Genomic DNA, 15,857 nt, shown 5'->3' on the forward strand with positions numbered 1-15,857 from the left:
TGAGATGACTATTTTTGCTGGCTTGAGCTTTGGAGTTGACCTTTTGACGATCTGCTCAAGCCATTTCTTTCTATCTTTACCAAAAGTTGCCAAGTACCAATTTAGTTTGCAAATAGAATCTGGAAATTGCTCCTGTATTGGTATTCTCGTCCACCCCAAGGAACGTAGCAGGTTTTATTTGGTGGATAGTATTTCCCTGGTGTATACTCCCCATCAACAACGGCTCGGCAAAAATATAATGTGTTTCTACCATTATCCTCAGTGCCACCTGCAACATTATTACCAACGATGTACCCCGGAAAATTTCCCCATGTCCAGCTATTAGTTGCGTAAAATCTGATTGGCGATGTGTAAGAATATTCTTTACCTCCCCATGAAACGTAGCATCTTTGATTTGGTGGATAGTATTTTCCAGGTGTATACTCCCCATCAACAATGGTTGAACAAATATACAATGTGTTCCTACCATTATCCTCAGTACCACCTGTAATATAACGACTAGAATTACTAGTATTGGGTTTCACATTAGTCCTTGAAACAGCCGCTAATGCAGGTAATCCTATAGAAACTACTATTCCAACTGATAGAAGTGTAGCGCTCCGATTAAATTTTATTAAATTTGTTGCGATAGTTTTCAATTGCATATTTGATAAACTCCCACTTTTTAGAAAAATCGTAAAATTAACCTTTTGGAGAGTAGTAAATAATAAATTAATATTTGAAAAGAATTAACTTATTAAAAACCCAATCTAATATTTTCATGTTTTATTATGCGTTCGTAAAAGAAAAATAAAAAGTTACAGTTACATTCTTACAAGATTCAGTAAAGCAAAACTTTTTAGAAGCCTTACCATCTGGACATTTCAGCTAAAGCCACCTACCTCGCCACTGCCCTACCACTGTTGCAGCGATCGCTGTGGGATGGGTATGCCATCATCATCAAACCCTGCCCATGATAACTTGATGGAAAATTAGGGATTCACCTTTGGGTAGATTTAGACAGAATTATTAAAACTGTATATTTGGATGGAGTAACACATAACTTGCCACAAAACCTCATGCCAAATCAGTAATTTCAATATCAACAGATGCAATTTTGATTGATTTATAGTTAATTTGTTCCTTAAGTTCCTCATAAGCCATGACATCCCCTGAGCCTCAAACTGATTTTGGAGACAAACCTCCACAAAACTCATTTGAGCCACCTTCTGGAAAACGGCGGTGGCTTTGGTTATTTTTACCTGCACTACTATTATTAGGCGGTGGAACAGCTATAGTTTGGCGTTTGCTCGCTCCCCAAAATTCAGCACCTTCAACTGCTAATGCTCAACCTCAAGGGGTAAGAGTCAAAATCTCGAAAGTACAAAGTGGCATAATTGAGGAAAGTTCAGATTTTATTGCTAGCCTAAAATCCCAGCGCTCACTCACGCTCCAGTCGAGAATTCAGGGCCAAGTTACCCAGATATTTGTCAAATCGGGAGATCCAGTCGCAGCAGGAGCAGCAATTCTCCAAGTAGATTCTACGCCACAAGCAGGTGTAAATGGAAGGAATACTGTGCCTCAAGGATTTTTAGTGCAACTGGCAAATTCCCGCGCTACACTCAAATCTCTGGAAGCAGCACGGCCATCCTACGTTACAAATGTGCAATTGTACCAACAGAACTACGAAAAGTTTGTCACCCTAGCTGAGGAAGGAGCCGTGTCTCGACAGACTCGCAATCAGTTTGCCGATCGGCTCGCCGCTGCTAAAACTGGTCTTGATGCAATTGATTCTAGAATTCAAGCACAACGATCGCTCATCTTGCAGGCTGAAAAAACTTTACAGCAAGGTAATGTAAATATTCCAAATCAACAAGGGAACCTCCAGTCCGACAAAATTACCGCTCCCTTTGGTGGCACAGTTAATAACATCGCTGTGAAAGTAGGTGATTTAGTTAATACTTCCACACAATTAGTTAATATCGCGCAAAATCGACCTTTAGAAGTCAACATCTCTGTGCCATTACAGCAAGGGCCCCAACTACGTAAGGGAATGCCAGTGGAGGTTATGAACACACAAGGTCAAAAGCTGGGTAGAAGTAGGGTATTTTTCATTTCACCTACTGCTAGTAATGAAACCCAAGGAATATCGATCAAAGCACTTTTTGACAACCCTAACGGCCAGTTACGTGCAGATCAATTGGTAAGAGCCAGATTATTCTGGAATCAGCGCCCCGGAATTTTAATCCCCACAACAGCAATGACTCGTGTAAGTGGGGATACTTTTGTTTATGTAGTTGAAACAGAAAAATCTCCCCAAGGTGTATCCCAACAAGTAGCTCGGCAAAAACGAGTGAAGCTAGGCGAGATTAAAGGTAATAACTATCAAGTTATTGAAGGGTTACAACCAGAAGATCGAGTTATTATCTCAGGGTTGCTCAATCTCAGGGATGGCGTTGCGATCGTTCCAGAATCTTAATTAAGGAACTCCAAAAAAGAATTTATCCAATTTTTGGAATTAAAATGACTTTTCCTCTCCCTGCTCCCATGCCCTAAAAGCAATGGGATAGTTTTTTATTTGGAAGTCCCTTAAGGGGAGTAGAGAGGAGGGAGAAGTTTCAATCTCATTCGTAAGAGAAAATATAATTCGTTTTGTCAATAGTGATTATGCCGTAAATTATCTATGCGATCGAGTATTTATCTAATTAAGCTTTAAGGACAAAAATGAACGATGATTTGAAATATGATGCATAGGCGTATCCCGCGCTATGTATGCATCACAGGTTAGAAATATGTGTTTTTAACCTTGATTTCTGCTGGATTTTACCATTACTTATTGACAGGTTAATGACCTTAACTTGTCAGCAATGGGTAAAGGTAAGCAATTACTTAATTACGTAAAACAGGCAAACAATTATGTCAGTGCAATTCATCCAATCTAAACGTGGTTTAATTTTAACTTGTTTACTTGGACAGATAATGTTATTTGCTGCGCCAGTACAAGCTGGAGTGGTGGGTAAAAGCTACAATGTCAATGTTACGTCGAGTCTGGGAGATAATTTTCCTGCATGTTTTGCATTTGGCCCCAACGGTACTCTACGCTTTCTTAGACAAAACGCTACGTATACTACTTCTAACAATCACACAAGTTGGCAAGCAGTCACAAATCCACCTGCACCATTAGTAAGTATCGCCCTTAACGGTGAAGTACAAGGAGGCTTGGTTCCAGATGGGACGATAAGTGGTAATGGGATGAATTCCAACGGCACTACTTTTACATTTAATGGAACACTCTTATCTGGGGCAACATGTCCGGCTGAATTGCAGTTAAGTCCATCCGATCTTCAATTCGGGAGAAATCCAGAAAATCCCTTCTTAAAATAATTTAATCTACGCAGACATGATAAACCAGATGAGCTTTTGGTTATAATCTGCGGTGAAGATGCCGCCTAGAGCGCACGTATCCTCTCCTGTTGCAAAGTATTTTCATTTCTCCCGCCTGACGGTTACTTGAAGTCGCTGGCGGGATTTTTTGCATGAATGACGTTGGCATTTTAGCAGCGATCGCTAAATTTAACCTTGCTACAGTACGTTTAACAGCAGATAATCACTTTGGTGAACCAAAATAAAACTAGATTAATCTATGGCATCAATAGCAGGAAAAGTTGCAGTGATCACTGGTGCATCGCGGGGAATTGGACGAGCGATCGCACTCAAGTTAGCTGGTAACGGCGCATCTGTTGTGGTTAACTATGCGGGTAATGCAGCCAAAGCACAGGAAGTTGTTGCGGAAATTGAAAAGTTGGGAGTAGAAGCGATCGCTATACAAGCTGATATTAGCAAAGTACCCGACATCCAACGGTTATTTGAGCAAACACTTGAACGCTTCGGTAAACTGGATATTTTGGTCAACAACGCCGGAATCGCCTTCTATAAACCAATTACTCAGGTGAGTGAAGAAGATTTTGACGCGATTTTTGCTATTAACGTCAAAGGCACTTTTTTTACTTGTCAACAAGCCGCGCAACACATGGCAGAAGGGGGACGGATTATCAACTTTTCTTCATCAACTACGGTGATGATGCTGCCAACTTATAGTGCCTATGTAGGAACCAAGGGTGCTGTTGAACAAATCACGCGGGTACTAGCTAAAGAATTGGGTGCAAAAGCGATCGCAGTTAATGTTATTTCTCCTGGCCCCACCGATACAGAACTGTTTCGAGAAGGCAAAACACAAGAACAGATAGATCGTTTAGCCCAAATGGCTGCTTTTGGCAAACTGGGAGATGTGCAAGAAATCGCCGATGTAGTAGCGTTTCTCGCTAGCGACGAAGCCAGGTGGATCACTGGGCAAAACATCCGTGTAAACGGTGGAATCGCGTGAGATAGTCAAAGCCTTCCTCTTCAAAATCGCAAGTGGGTATTGCTAGTCCCGTTAGGATAAGTAAAAATTAGACTGTTTCCATTGATTCGAGCTTTTACCGGAACATCAATTCAGGAATCCTGGAAGAACCTCTCCCCCATCTTTGTTAGCGTCAGCCTGCCGTTAACAAAGATGGGAGTGGGGAAAACGAGCAGTCTAGAAGTCTCAATCTGGTCTTTTATCAATGCTTATCTAAAAGCGTTAACTATAGCGAGCGAATATTCGTAATAGTTTAAGATATGATTCGTTTTGTCAATAGTGATTACGCTGTAAATTATCCATATTATTTATCAAGCATTTAATTAAGCCTTATACTAACTTTGAAGGCAAAGATAAACGATGTTTTTAAATATGATGCGTAGGCGTAACCAGCCTTCTCCAAGAGACGCTATGCGTAGCTTGCTTCCCTGTAGGAGGTAAGGTATTGGAGGCTGTAAATTTGCGTTTCTGACCTCGATTTTGACTGAATTTTAAGCACCATTACTTATTGGCAAATGGTTAATGACCTTAACCTTTTATCAATATTACCATTAGCACCACTGGCGGCAACCACGCAACCTCAAGCATTGTTACAACAAGTTGTGGGCAAAGTTAATCAACTTGAGCCAAGACAACGACCAGAAATTTCCGCGTATACCCAAATCTTAGCGGGGTTAAAATACAATCAAGACTTGATTCGACAATTATTTCGGGAGGGTATGATGCGCGAGTCAGTGATTTATCAAGAAATTCTCGCTGAAGGCGAACAACGAGGAGAACAACGAGAACGAGCGCTGATTCTCCGTCTGCTTACTCGACGGGTGGGAGAATTACCCCAAGAAGTGCTAGACCGGATTGAAACTCTCTCTTTAGAACAATTAGAAAATCTCGGTGAAGCATTATTGGATTTTCAGGCGATGCCTACGGCGGTAAACTACGCGGATTTAGAAACCTGGTTTAATACATTAGACGTAGGAGTGAAAATAACGTAGGTACAATTTATGAATTATGCCTACCAAGGATTTTGGGCAACGCATAATTAATTTCACTCCTATGTCTATTAGATGAATTTTTCCATTTGAGCCAATATCTGATGGCGCTAGGGGAAAAAATAGTTTCAGAAGAACGAAAGCGAGTTGAGCTTGTCAGATTGTCACTTTAAAGCTTAATTAACTTGAAGCCCCAAGGTTTGAGAGCTGCTAAAGCTATTTCCTCATTTACACCCTCATAAGCCTCCCATTCCAACGGATGCTCTTTAGGATGTCCGTCGCCGACATTACCTGCAACTTTAATGATCGGACAGTTGGCGATGCGATCGCGCTCCAACCCTTTTGGCACTACTAGTTCGATTTTATGCCCGACAAACTTCGCTGTACTTTCTTTAGCTACAGATTCACGGATTAAACAGATATCGCCAGCAGTCCCCCAAGTCGTTTGGTAGATGTGGAGGAACGAGATATAAGTTTGTGGTTTGATGGATCTTTTTAGAACGTGCATTATCTGTAATCCTTATACTATGAGTCAAAAATCATAAATCATACAAGTATTTTCTATCACGTTCGTAGGGAAGAATGTTCTTAACTCACATTTTGCACCTAGCCCAGGCGATTAAAAACCGCCTGGTGGAAGATGTGAAGCTCAAAAGACGATAATCGCCCACATACTAATTCCCAAGGCAATGGCTGCTAGGTGTTGTGGCATGAGCGATCGCACTGGTTGCTTGGCAATCTTTTGCGTTAATAATATAGTCATCAACACTGAGAAAATTATCGTTGCACCTTGCAAAAAGGCAATCACAGCCGGGTGAGCAACCAATATTGGCAATTGTTCGCCACTCAAACCAAGAGTAGCAAAAGTCACGGGTAAAATCCGCCCGCCTTCGCCTAAGCCCAAACGTAGATAGTGAGCCAAGTTTCCCCCCAAAACTAATGGTAGGTAGCCATAGGCAAGTTCTACAAACGAGCGAGATTTACGGTTAAAGTTGAACACTTGCAGCAAGCCATAAGCCCCAAAGCTAAAAATCGCTGGGATAATTAACACTAGCAGCGATAATCCCAAGTGCTGCCAAAACTGAGTTAAATCTAGTTGTAACCCCAACCAAGATTGTAATTCTGGCAAGCGATGCAGATATATCCCACCCAATAGCAAAAACAATAATGCTACTTCATAAGTGCGGGGTACATGAGTTGTCCACAGTTCAATAGCAGGGGGACGCAAGTTGAATTCGACGGAACGATGGGGACAGGCTTTGAGGCAAGTCATGCACAGTACGCAATCTCGGTTATCTTCTAACTGCGCTGGGTGGGAGTATAAAGGACATCCATTAGTTTCTAGCCCTTCGCCCTTTTGCGGCCCACCTTTATAGCACTGATAAGTGGTGCAACTGGCAGAACAAATACCTTGCTGCGCCCGGAGTTCCGTCATTGAGAGTTTGGCAAATAAACCATTCATCCCGCCGATGGGACAGAGATAGCGACACCAAAACCGCCGCTCAAAAAGAGCCGAGAAAATCATCGCCCCAGCCGTAATTAACAGCAGCAAACAAGCGCTGAGGTAGGCAGTATTTTCTAAATGCCAGAGTTCTTCCCATAAGAAAATTAGGGAGAACAAACCAAACATGAACCATCCGCCCCATTTCTCAGCTTCCTCTCTGGGCCAGCGTTTGAGTTTTCGAGGCCACAGCCATAAAGATAACTTTTGGGTAATTTCCCCGTAAATCATGAACGGACAAACAGAACACCAGATCCGTCCCAAAAAGGGAAAGAGAAATAAGAAGAAAGGCCACCACCAAGCCCAAAATAGATTTAAGACGAAATTGCGATCGCGGGTTTGCGGTCCAATAAATAACACTGCAACAATAATCGCAAAAACCGTTGCAGTAAAACCATAGTTAATGCGATCGGGCCACCAGGGGCTACGTAAAAATCGCCGCAAACGAGGATAGGCATTTAACAGATTCACCCGAAAACGTTTTTTCTTTGTTTCGGCTGGCCAGAAAATTTCTTCTGTTAATTCATTAGCACCCTCCGCTTGTACGATCGCTCTTTCTACCAGATTTTTCAATTCCTTGAGGTTGCCTGGAAAATCATAAGACTGGAGGCGACGCAAAGCTTCTGGGGTGATGTGCGGTTTCGGAACGCCTCTAGCCCGAATGTAGAGACTAGTATAATATTCAACCTGTGTCTGAACATCGGCTTTCCGCACCCGTAGCGGCGGTACTTTTATAATGTGACCAACAGAACGTTCAATAGTCGGCTGAGTTTTTTCTGAAACAATCAGAATTCTGGCTTTACTAGGGCGAGGTTCAGGTGCTGGTTCTCCGGAACGAGCCACGGGGGTATATGTGCCAGTTTTGAGCAACTCCGTCACGGGAGCTAATAATTCTTCGGGCAATTCTTGGATATTGTTGAGAACTAGAGTACCTTCTCCCAACCATTCCAACAGCCCTGGTTTACCGCCAGCGCGACCAAATAAATCTGCACCGCTCGTTTGGAGAATACCACAATTTACTTTAATAATTGGTTCTCGCCGTTTTGGAGAACCAAAGTGGATGAGGGCTGCGATATTGTCTTTTTCTAACCCTGGTTCTCCAAAAATATCCACTGATTTGCGATCGGCAGCTGCTTCGCGAATTTGCTCCCGCAACCGCACAGCATAACGACTTGTACCGACAATTCCCCGTTGCGCCTTGGTAACTAAATATGGTCGCAAAGCAATGGAACGTTCTTGTTCGTAGCCAAGTGCAGATGTAACCTGAGCTAATTCTTGAGCCAATTGACGCGAAAAAGCCTGAGCAATTTCGGGGTATTGGGTGGCTAATTCCCGAAATTTAGCAGCAGGAACAACCCACAACTGACATTCTGTTACCGTAGTAATTGTGAATGGGGTTAATTCATCCAACAGCAATTGTTTGAGTTCAATCACCGAGCCGGGGAGGAATCCACAAGCTAAAGCTGGGTTAGTTTCATTGGTGGTATTGCTTTCGAGTTGACCTTCTACAAGAATATAAAGGGCTTCTGGAGGAGTGCCTTCGCTAACTAAGTCAGTTTCGGCACTTACAACTTTTTCTTCAATTACTTGAGCGATCGCATTTAACACCTCAAGCGAGAGAATCCCTAAACTCGTGCGTTTTTGTAGCCATGTAACCATTTCTGGAGATGTCATCTTAAGTTCTCCGTGTCGGCTGCTGTATAACAAGAATTATCGCTGAAAGAGGATGTCAAAATATCTGTGTTCATCTGTTGTGCATTAATACAGAATGTGCAATGTTTGTTCTTGCTGCTTCGTGTGGTTCACAACGCACGATCTATAAATACAGAATTATAGCAAGACCATTAAGGGAAAGAATTATGGCAATTTATCTAGACTCAGCGATCGCATCGGAAGCTGAAGTTGTTAAGCTTTGGGGATGGGTGAAAGGCATTACCACAAATCCCACGCTGTTGTCTCAAAGCGATACGCCACCAGAAACCACGCTCAAAAAATTGGTTGCCTTGACAAATGGCCCGTTATACTACCAACTTGTGGCATCTGATAAAGCTGGGATGCTAGCTGAAGGTAGAAAAGCTTTCGAGATTATTGGTTCGCAAACAATTTTGAAGATTCCCGCAACACCGTTAGGGTTTGAAGTGGTGGCTAGTCTATCCTCAGAAATTACCTGTTCGGTGACAGCGATTTACAGTGCAGCACAGGCAGCAGTAGCACGGGAAGCAGGAGCTAAAATTGCCATAGCTTATGTAAATCGGGCGACGCGGTTGTTAGGTGATGGTATTGCTTTGGTGCGGGATATGGCTAGCGTCCTCAAAGGCAGTAATATGGAAATCTTGGCAGCTAGTATCAAATCTCCCGAAGAAGCAGCCGCTTCATTGCAAGCCGGGGCGGATCATTTGACTTTACCATTGGCAATGTTGCAGGCGATCGCTACTCACGAATTCTCACAGAAAACTGTTGAAGAATTCGCTAAAGGAGGCATTGGCTTAAGATAATTCGTAATGACGCTCCTACGTCGCTACCGCTACGCTAACGTAATTCGTAATTTAAATATGAGTTTGTCAGATATTCCTAATCTTTGGGTTCCCTTGGCACTTTTAGGTTTAATTATTGTCGCTGCTGTATTTTTCAGCCGCAGTTGATTACCAAAGCATTACAAAAGTTACGTAAGGTAAAGTAGCAGAGCCTTCTGCTGCCTGACAGCACTTTGGTAATAATCAACAATCTCGTTGTAGTAATCTGTCATCCAGTCCAACATTTCTTCTTCTGACCAGTCAATCCAGGAAATTGGTGCTGATTTCTGTGACTCTTGGATGAAACGATTCTGGAAACCCTCTCGTGAAAGTTCTAATAATCCATCAAGAATTTGTCCAACTTCATCACCTGGCGATAGATAACGGATAGGGCCATAACCCGTTTCATAACCGATTTCTGTACCAGCACCAAAGGCATTAACCAAAGGCATACCATCCCACGCAGAATTTTCTACCACTAAAAATGGTAGGAAATCTTTTTTATATCCTTTATCTACGATCAATTCTGGAATTTTACCTTGAGGTGTAGCATAATAACCCGGAATATACCCAGCTAATAGAAACGTTAGTTCCTGCCAAGATTTGTGTAAATCTAGTGCGGGGTTTTCCCATTCACCAAGAAACTGTTGTTCTAGTGCTTGCCAGTCATAAGTCTTTTTCCACTGTTTCCGATTTCCAGGAATGAACCTGCTTAAACCCTGTGTTTTAGACAATTTACCAAACCGCGCTCTCACTTCTTGTTTGATTTTTTCATATCCTTTCCAATAAGTTACTCGTTGCCAAAGAGCATATTCTGGCAAATATTCAGCATCACGAAATACCTCAACAAGAAGTGGATCTCCTTTCAATAATTCAAGCGTTGATGCAGAAATCTGCTTAATCTCACCTATAATTCCCATAAAATTTTGTTGCAGCGCTTAACAGTTATTGTCCTCGAAGTATAGCTACAGTTTATCTAAAGCATTACAGTTGAGGTGGAGGTATCAGTTCTATGTTCGCTGTTGTCACACCCGATACAATCCATTTGCCCCCAGGCGCAGTAGTCCGCCTACCCGGAAGTTGGCAAGACTATCAAGCATTGAATGAACAACTAGGCGATCGCTCTTCGCCTCGTATCAAATATCGAGATGGAGAAATTCTCTTGATGGCACCGCTACCAGAACATGGGCGTAAAGTAAGTGTAATTGCAGATGTAGTCAAAGTTTTGCTCGACCGTTTGGGACGAGAATACGAAGCATTTACCCCAATCACAATGGAACTGCCACAGCAAAGTGGTATAGAACCAGACTACTGTTTTTATATTGAAAACTGGGAAGCGATCGCAGGTAAAAACCGCATCAATTGGGGTGTCGATCCATCACCCGATTTAGTGGTGGAGATAGACATCACCAGCTACACCGATGTGAATGACTACCTGCCTTATCGAGTACCAGAAGTTTGGTTGTGGAGAAAGAACCAGCTTGTGATTTACAGATTGCAAGGCGATGTCTACACTGTTGAAACCAGTAGCCGTTATTTTCCCAACATCAATGTGTCAGAGGTAGTCACAGAGTGTTTAAAAATTGCCTACGAGCGTAATACTAGCGCTGCTATTCGGGAATTGCGACAGAAATTGGCGAGTGAGAATTAAATGATTTTGCGATGTCTTCTCTACGAGACGCTACGCGAACGACGGGCTACGCCAACGCCGACAATCTTCATCAACGGCGGCTACTTGGTACGATAAAGTACAGAGTGTCACAACTTACTTTCAAGTAAATAAAAAAGGAATGCGTATATGGGGAAAGGCAGGTTAGAAGCATTCAGCGATGGGGTGATTGCCATCATCATCACCATAATGGTGCTGGAAATCAAAGTGCCGCATGGATTCGATTTAGCCGCGCTGCGTCCGCTTATCCCCATATTTCTGAGCTATGTGCTGAGTTTTATTTTTATCGGCATTTACTGGAACAATCACCATCACCTACTACAAGCAGTTCGGCACGTTAATGGCCGTATCCTTTGGGCTAATCTGCATTTGCTATTTTGGTTATCGCTAATTCCCTTCGTCACTGGCTGGATGGGCGAGAATAACTTTGCCGCTATGCCAGTAGCACTTTATGGTGTGGTGCTGTTGTTGTCTGCGATCGCTTACTTCATCCTCACCCGCGTCCTGATTTTTCACCACGGTAAGGATTCGGCTCTAGCGATCGCAGTCGGTGGAGACTTCAAAGGAAAAATATCCGTGGTGTTCTATGCAGTGGCGATTCCACTTGCTTTTGTGAACTCATGGTTTGCCTGTGCATTATACATTTTAGTTGCGATCGTGTGGCTTATCCCCGATCGCCGCATTGAGAGAACTCTCACTTCCTGAACGAATTACAAAACCCTACTAGACAAAACGCACACCAATTGTGATTAGTGTGCGTCTGCGGTTAGATTTTAAAAATTCTCGAACTTAGCGATCGCATCCTTCATCTTATCCAGCACCTCATCTACAGGTATGACTCCCAATTCCCCAGAGGCGCGGGTACGGATACTCAAAGTGTTGGTTTCCACTTCCTTAGCTCCCACCACAGCCATCACGGGTATTTTTTCTTTCTCTGCATTGCGAATCTGTTTACCCAAGCGATCGCCACTGGTATCAACTTCAGCACGGATGCCCAACGCACGCATCTTCGCCACCACATCTTTCGCAAAGTCTAGCTGTGTATCGCCCACTGGGAGTAATCTAGCTTGCACTGGCGCTAACCACAAAGGGAAATCACCCGCATATTCTTCAATTAAGATCCCAATCAACCTTTCCAGCGAACCAAAAGGCGCACGGTGAATCATCACTGGGCGTTTGCGAACGCCATCTTCGGCAACGTACTCCAACTCAAAGCGTTCTGGTAAATTGTAATCTACCTGCACAGTTCCTAATTGCCACTCCCGATCTAGGGCATCACTAAAGATAAAGTCGAGTTTGGGGCCGTAAAAAGCTGCTTCTCCAATACCTTCAAAGTGTTCCATCCCCAAGGTTTCAACTGCACGGCGAATTGCACCTTCGGCTTTGTCCCAAACTTCATCTGAACCGATGTACTTATCACTAGCTGGATCGCGGAAACTGAGTCTAGCTTTAAAGTTCTTCAGTTGCAGCTTATTGAACACTGACAAAATCAAATCCACCACACTGAGGAACTCACTATCTAGCTGTTCTGGGGTGACGAACAGGTGAGAATCATCCACAGTAAAACCGCGCACCCGCGTTAAACCGCCCAATTCCCCTGATTGTTCGTAGCGGTAAACAGTACCAAATTCCGCCAGTCGCATCGGTAGTTCCCGATAAGAGCGTAACTCACTCTTATATATTTGGATGTGGAAGGGGCAGTTCATCGGCTTCATGACGAAGCCCTGTTCCTGTGCAGCAGCTTCGGAGTTATCTGCCATTAAAGGGAACATATCTTCTTTATATTTCTGCCAATGTCCAGAGGTTTTAAATAAGTCTACTCTGGCAATGTGAGGCGTTACTACAGATAAATAACCCCGTTTTACCTGTTCTTGTTTCAGGAAGTCTTCTAAAGTACTCCGTAACAGAGTACCTTTGGGCGTCCACAAAGGTAAACCCGGCCCCACTAAATCAGAGAATATAAATAATCCCAGTTCCTTACCCAGTTTCCGGTGATCTCGCCGTAGCGCTTCTTCTTTGCGTCGCTTATATTCAGCGAGTTGTTCTGGGCTTTCCCAAGCGGTAGCGTAGATACGTTGTAATTGGGCTTTAGTTTCATCCCCACGCCAATAAGCACCAGCAACGCTTTCTAGTTCAATTGCCTTAGGGTTTAATTCGCTGGTATTTTCCAGATGAGGCCCTGCACACAAATCCCACCATTCATTCCCCAGGTGGTAAATCGTGATTGGTTCCTCTTTGATATCTGCCAGGATTTCTAGCTTGTAAGGTTCGTTAATTCCCTGAATCCGGCGTTCGGCTTCTTCGCGGCTGACTTCTTCTCGAATAACCGCCAACTTGCGATTAATAATCTTCGCCATCTCTTTCTTGATGGTTTTGAGATCGTTTTCGCTAAATGGTACTGGATTGTCGAAGTCGTAGTAAAAACCGTTTTCTATCCAAGGGCCGATTGTAACTTGCGCCTTGGGAAACAGCTTTTGTACTGCCATTGCCATAACATGGGAAGCAGTGTGGCGAATCTTCTTTAAGTTCTCCGATTCGCTGGTACGCGGTAAATAAATTTTTTCAACTTGTTCGGACTGATTGGATGAATTTGGCGACATTGGCTGCTGAACCATTGGCGAAGTGATTACAAAAGGTGATTTCTCTGAACCTGTAGGCTTATTCAACTATAACGACTTTGATTTTTGCTTTTTTCACCTTTATCTTCCAACTATTGACTTAATTTGCGATCGCGGATAAAGATAAATTTTTGATCGGTTTCCTGAGTATCAAATTCAGTATTCCACGCGATCGCTAAATTCTCTAATGAATTGCAACTCGGTGTCAGCTATACCTATAGATGCCTCTCTAAAGGCACTGTACAATCCCGATCTCAAGAATATATAATAAAAACTGTGTTCTTTGTTACACTTTTTTACATCCTCTAATTATGAGAGAAACAAAAAAAACGTTAAGAAACGTAAATAACGTTAATATTAGTAAGAAAGTTTGAAATATCCTTCTCATTTATGTCAGACTCAAATTTACCAGGGACTGAGTTGTTGAAAACGGTTTTAGAACCCCTGCTGGAAGATTTTCAGCATTGGTTTACGCGATCGCGCCACTTACTCGAAACTGAACAGCTATCATTTATGAGTAACCAAGAGCAATCAGACTTACTCTTGCGGGTTAAGCAAGCGCAAGACGAACTAAGTACGGCGAAGATGCTGTTTAATGCGACTGATAAACAAGTCGGGATAGATATGGCAACTTTAATGCCTTGGCATCAATTAGTAACAGAATGCTGGAATGTCGCAATGCGCTATCGTCAAGGGCGTGAAGTCTAAGCAGCCAAGAGCATCTGCTAAATTTCGGCACACAACTTAGCGATGTCTGTTGACTTGCCAAGGAAGTGTTTACGCAAAACGGTAGATTCAGTCATCGAAGAGATAGTACTAAACTCTTAATATTTTCTTAACATTATTTGGATTAACAAATTAATGTATCCTATGTTACCGTAAGTGGAATAACGGTTGACAAATAGCTTCATATAAATGTAAGCGCCCAAAGAGAGCGTCAAATACTCATCTTAACTGTGAGTCACAGTATCGGCGAAACAAAGCGTTACAAAATAAACTTTTAAAAATTGCTGCCCTGGAGGAAAATTCAATGTTACACCTGCTTTACATTCTTGCTTTTACAATCCTTGCATTTATAGCTGTTGGCAACTTAATTCGTAACCTGATTATGTTCAGTTTCGATCGCGATCGAACTTACCCGACGAATTCCTCGCCAATGAATAATCAAGGTAACTACGGTTATTATTCATCAAAAAAACAGTTTGTACCCCATCCAGAGTTATTAGATAGCGCGGGTAACTTAATTAAAGAGCCACTTTTGGTAATGCGTTCGATTAACGTTGAAGATGCGCGGCAACATCTCGATGCACTTTATGAAGCATCCCCAGGACATAAAAGAGATAATTCCGAAGAAGCATAACCTAGAGACGCGATTAATCGCGTCTGTTAGCAGTTTGGGTGTAAATGATTCTTGTTCTTACATCCTTAACTTTTTCTAGTATAAATTTATTACCATATCAATCAGTCAATGTAGCTTTTTCGCATTTTGTTAAAAATACTCGCGATCGCAGGCGGATGCAATTTTCATTCTATTTAGCGAATTTGCAATTCTTTTTTGGCACTTTTCAACTGTCTCCAGAGGATGTGAATTTGTTTGTAAGCCTCTTCTGGGGAAAGTTTACCACTAGTTTGGAGGCTGCAAATGTAGTTTACCCGTTGAGAAAAATCTTGAAGATTAGCGTTAAATACTAGATACTCTGGTTTAAATTGCCCATAATATGGACTACGAGGATATAGAAAATCACATAGTTCGGATAGCAAATCAGGTTGTCGGTTCATAAGAATTTAGAGTATTACGGATTAGAAATTATCTAATTGGAAAATTTTAACAAAGCTTTCGCGCACCCTTTTGACAAGCATTACAGGAAGAAGTTTGAGGTTCAAAGTCAAGACACCCGAACGCTTCCTCAGAACAAGCTTTAATTGGATGTACAGTACACTTAAGGCGATAGTCGTTAGTGAAATATTCACAAGCATGACAAGGAATTTCATGTAGCTTTTTTAAATGATTTATCCCTTGTTTTAAGGTAAACCAGATACTCAAAACAAAGAAAATCAAAGTGGCCCAAGCAAATGAAGCACAAAAAATTGTAGCCAGCATAAGTCATCCTCCTAAAGATTAGAAATAAAATGCCCGCAGTCAACTGCTTTTAACCGCAGGCATGAAATATTATTAAGCTGTGTTG

Annotated in this window: 16 protein-coding genes and 1 pseudogene; 10 read left to right on the forward strand and 7 right to left on the reverse strand. The window is 42.4% G+C overall.

Annotated elements, in window-relative coordinates:
* Positions 1-101: 101 nt before the first annotated feature.
* Positions 102-644 (reverse strand): DM9 repeat-containing protein, encoded by a 543-nt coding sequence (locus V7L01_RS24880; protein WP_335039468.1) that lies wholly within the window; start codon positions 642-644, stop codon positions 102-104.
* Between the two features lie 497 nt (positions 645-1,141).
* Between V7L01_RS24880 and V7L01_RS24885 the strand changes: the two genes are divergently transcribed.
* The 4 genes and pseudogenes from V7L01_RS24885 to V7L01_RS24900 form a co-directional block, all read left to right on the forward strand.
* Positions 1,142-2,458: an efflux RND transporter periplasmic adaptor subunit gene (locus V7L01_RS24885; RefSeq protein WP_335039470.1), complete on the forward strand. Its 1,317-nt coding sequence runs from the start codon at positions 1,142-1,144 to the stop codon at positions 2,456-2,458.
* Between the two features lie 437 nt (positions 2,459-2,895).
* Positions 2,896-3,363 carry a hypothetical protein gene (locus V7L01_RS24890; protein WP_335039472.1) on the forward strand — a complete coding sequence of 156 codons (468 nt, stop codon included), beginning with the start codon at positions 2,896-2,898 and terminating at the stop codon, positions 3,361-3,363.
* Between the two features lie 259 nt (positions 3,364-3,622).
* Positions 3,623-4,363: an SDR family oxidoreductase gene (locus tag V7L01_RS24895; protein WP_335039474.1), complete on the forward strand. Its 741-nt coding sequence runs from the start codon at positions 3,623-3,625 to the stop codon at positions 4,361-4,363.
* Between the two features lie 545 nt (positions 4,364-4,908).
* Positions 4,909-5,373: pseudogene (locus V7L01_RS24900) on the forward strand (DUF4351 domain-containing protein); the annotation flags it as partial.
* A gap of 166 nt (positions 5,374-5,539) precedes the next feature.
* Here the strand turns inward: V7L01_RS24900 and V7L01_RS24905 are convergent.
* Both V7L01_RS24905 and V7L01_RS24910 read right to left on the reverse strand, forming a co-directional pair.
* Positions 5,540-5,878 (reverse strand): hypothetical protein, encoded by a 339-nt coding sequence (locus V7L01_RS24905; RefSeq protein ID WP_335039476.1) that lies wholly within the window; start codon positions 5,876-5,878, stop codon positions 5,540-5,542.
* A 141-nt stretch (positions 5,879-6,019) separates the two neighbouring features.
* Positions 6,020-8,545, reverse strand: coding sequence for a sigma 54-interacting transcriptional regulator (locus V7L01_RS24910; RefSeq protein ID WP_335039477.1), 2,526 nt, complete (start codon positions 8,543-8,545; stop codon positions 6,020-6,022).
* Between the two features lie 185 nt (positions 8,546-8,730).
* On the opposite strand from V7L01_RS24910, the gene V7L01_RS24915 reads away from it, so the two are divergent.
* Both V7L01_RS24915 and V7L01_RS24920 read left to right on the forward strand, forming a co-directional pair.
* Positions 8,731-9,366 (forward strand): transaldolase family protein, encoded by a 636-nt coding sequence (locus V7L01_RS24915; RefSeq protein WP_335039480.1) that lies wholly within the window; start codon positions 8,731-8,733, stop codon positions 9,364-9,366.
* A gap of 6 nt (positions 9,367-9,372) precedes the next feature.
* The gene (locus V7L01_RS24920) at positions 9,373-9,513 is read left to right on the forward strand and encodes a hypothetical protein (protein WP_335039483.1); all 141 of its coding nucleotides are present in this window, start codon (positions 9,373-9,375) and stop codon (positions 9,511-9,513) included.
* Positions 9,514-9,533: 20 nt separating this feature from the next.
* On the opposite strand, the gene V7L01_RS24925 is transcribed toward V7L01_RS24920, so the two are convergent.
* Positions 9,534-10,304 carry a DUF1877 family protein gene (locus V7L01_RS24925; protein ID WP_335039486.1) on the reverse strand — a complete coding sequence of 257 codons (771 nt, stop codon included), beginning with the start codon at positions 10,302-10,304 and terminating at the stop codon, positions 9,534-9,536.
* A gap of 92 nt (positions 10,305-10,396) precedes the next feature.
* Between V7L01_RS24925 and V7L01_RS24930 the strand changes: the two genes are divergently transcribed.
* Positions 10,397-11,035: a Uma2 family endonuclease gene (locus V7L01_RS24930; protein WP_335039489.1), complete on the forward strand. Its 639-nt coding sequence runs from the start codon at positions 10,397-10,399 to the stop codon at positions 11,033-11,035.
* Positions 11,036-11,182: 147 nt separating this feature from the next.
* Positions 11,183-11,758: a TMEM175 family protein gene (locus V7L01_RS24935; RefSeq protein ID WP_335039492.1), complete on the forward strand. Its 576-nt coding sequence runs from the start codon at positions 11,183-11,185 to the stop codon at positions 11,756-11,758.
* 68 nt (positions 11,759-11,826) lie between these two features.
* Here V7L01_RS24935 and thrS read toward each other — a convergent pair whose 3' ends face one another.
* Positions 11,827-13,668 carry a threonine--tRNA ligase gene (thrS, locus tag V7L01_RS24940; protein ID WP_335039494.1) on the reverse strand — a complete coding sequence of 614 codons (1,842 nt, stop codon included), beginning with the start codon at positions 13,666-13,668 and terminating at the stop codon, positions 11,827-11,829.
* Between the two features lie 393 nt (positions 13,669-14,061).
* Between thrS and V7L01_RS24945 the strand changes: the two genes are divergently transcribed.
* Both V7L01_RS24945 and V7L01_RS24950 read left to right on the forward strand, forming a co-directional pair.
* Positions 14,062-14,379 (forward strand): DUF2605 domain-containing protein, encoded by a 318-nt coding sequence (locus V7L01_RS24945; protein WP_335039496.1) that lies wholly within the window; start codon positions 14,062-14,064, stop codon positions 14,377-14,379.
* 322 nt (positions 14,380-14,701) lie between these two features.
* Positions 14,702-15,031 carry a DUF2973 domain-containing protein gene (locus V7L01_RS24950; RefSeq protein ID WP_335039498.1) on the forward strand — a complete coding sequence of 110 codons (330 nt, stop codon included), beginning with the start codon at positions 14,702-14,704 and terminating at the stop codon, positions 15,029-15,031.
* Between the two features lie 173 nt (positions 15,032-15,204).
* Here the strand turns inward: V7L01_RS24950 and V7L01_RS24955 are convergent, their stop codons facing one another.
* Both V7L01_RS24955 and V7L01_RS24960 read right to left on the reverse strand, forming a co-directional pair.
* Complete coding sequence (locus V7L01_RS24955; RefSeq protein ID WP_335039499.1) at positions 15,205-15,450, reverse strand: DUF7219 family protein; 246 nt, start codon at positions 15,448-15,450, stop codon at positions 15,205-15,207.
* Positions 15,451-15,496: 46 nt separating this feature from the next.
* Complete coding sequence (locus tag V7L01_RS24960; protein WP_335039501.1) at positions 15,497-15,772, reverse strand: hypothetical protein; 276 nt, start codon at positions 15,770-15,772, stop codon at positions 15,497-15,499.
* Positions 15,773-15,857 lie beyond the last annotated feature (85 nt).

Source organism: Nostoc sp. (genome assembly GCF_036917095.1).
In the GTDB taxonomy this organism is placed as follows: domain Bacteria; phylum Cyanobacteriota; class Cyanobacteriia; order Cyanobacteriales; family Nostocaceae; genus Nostoc.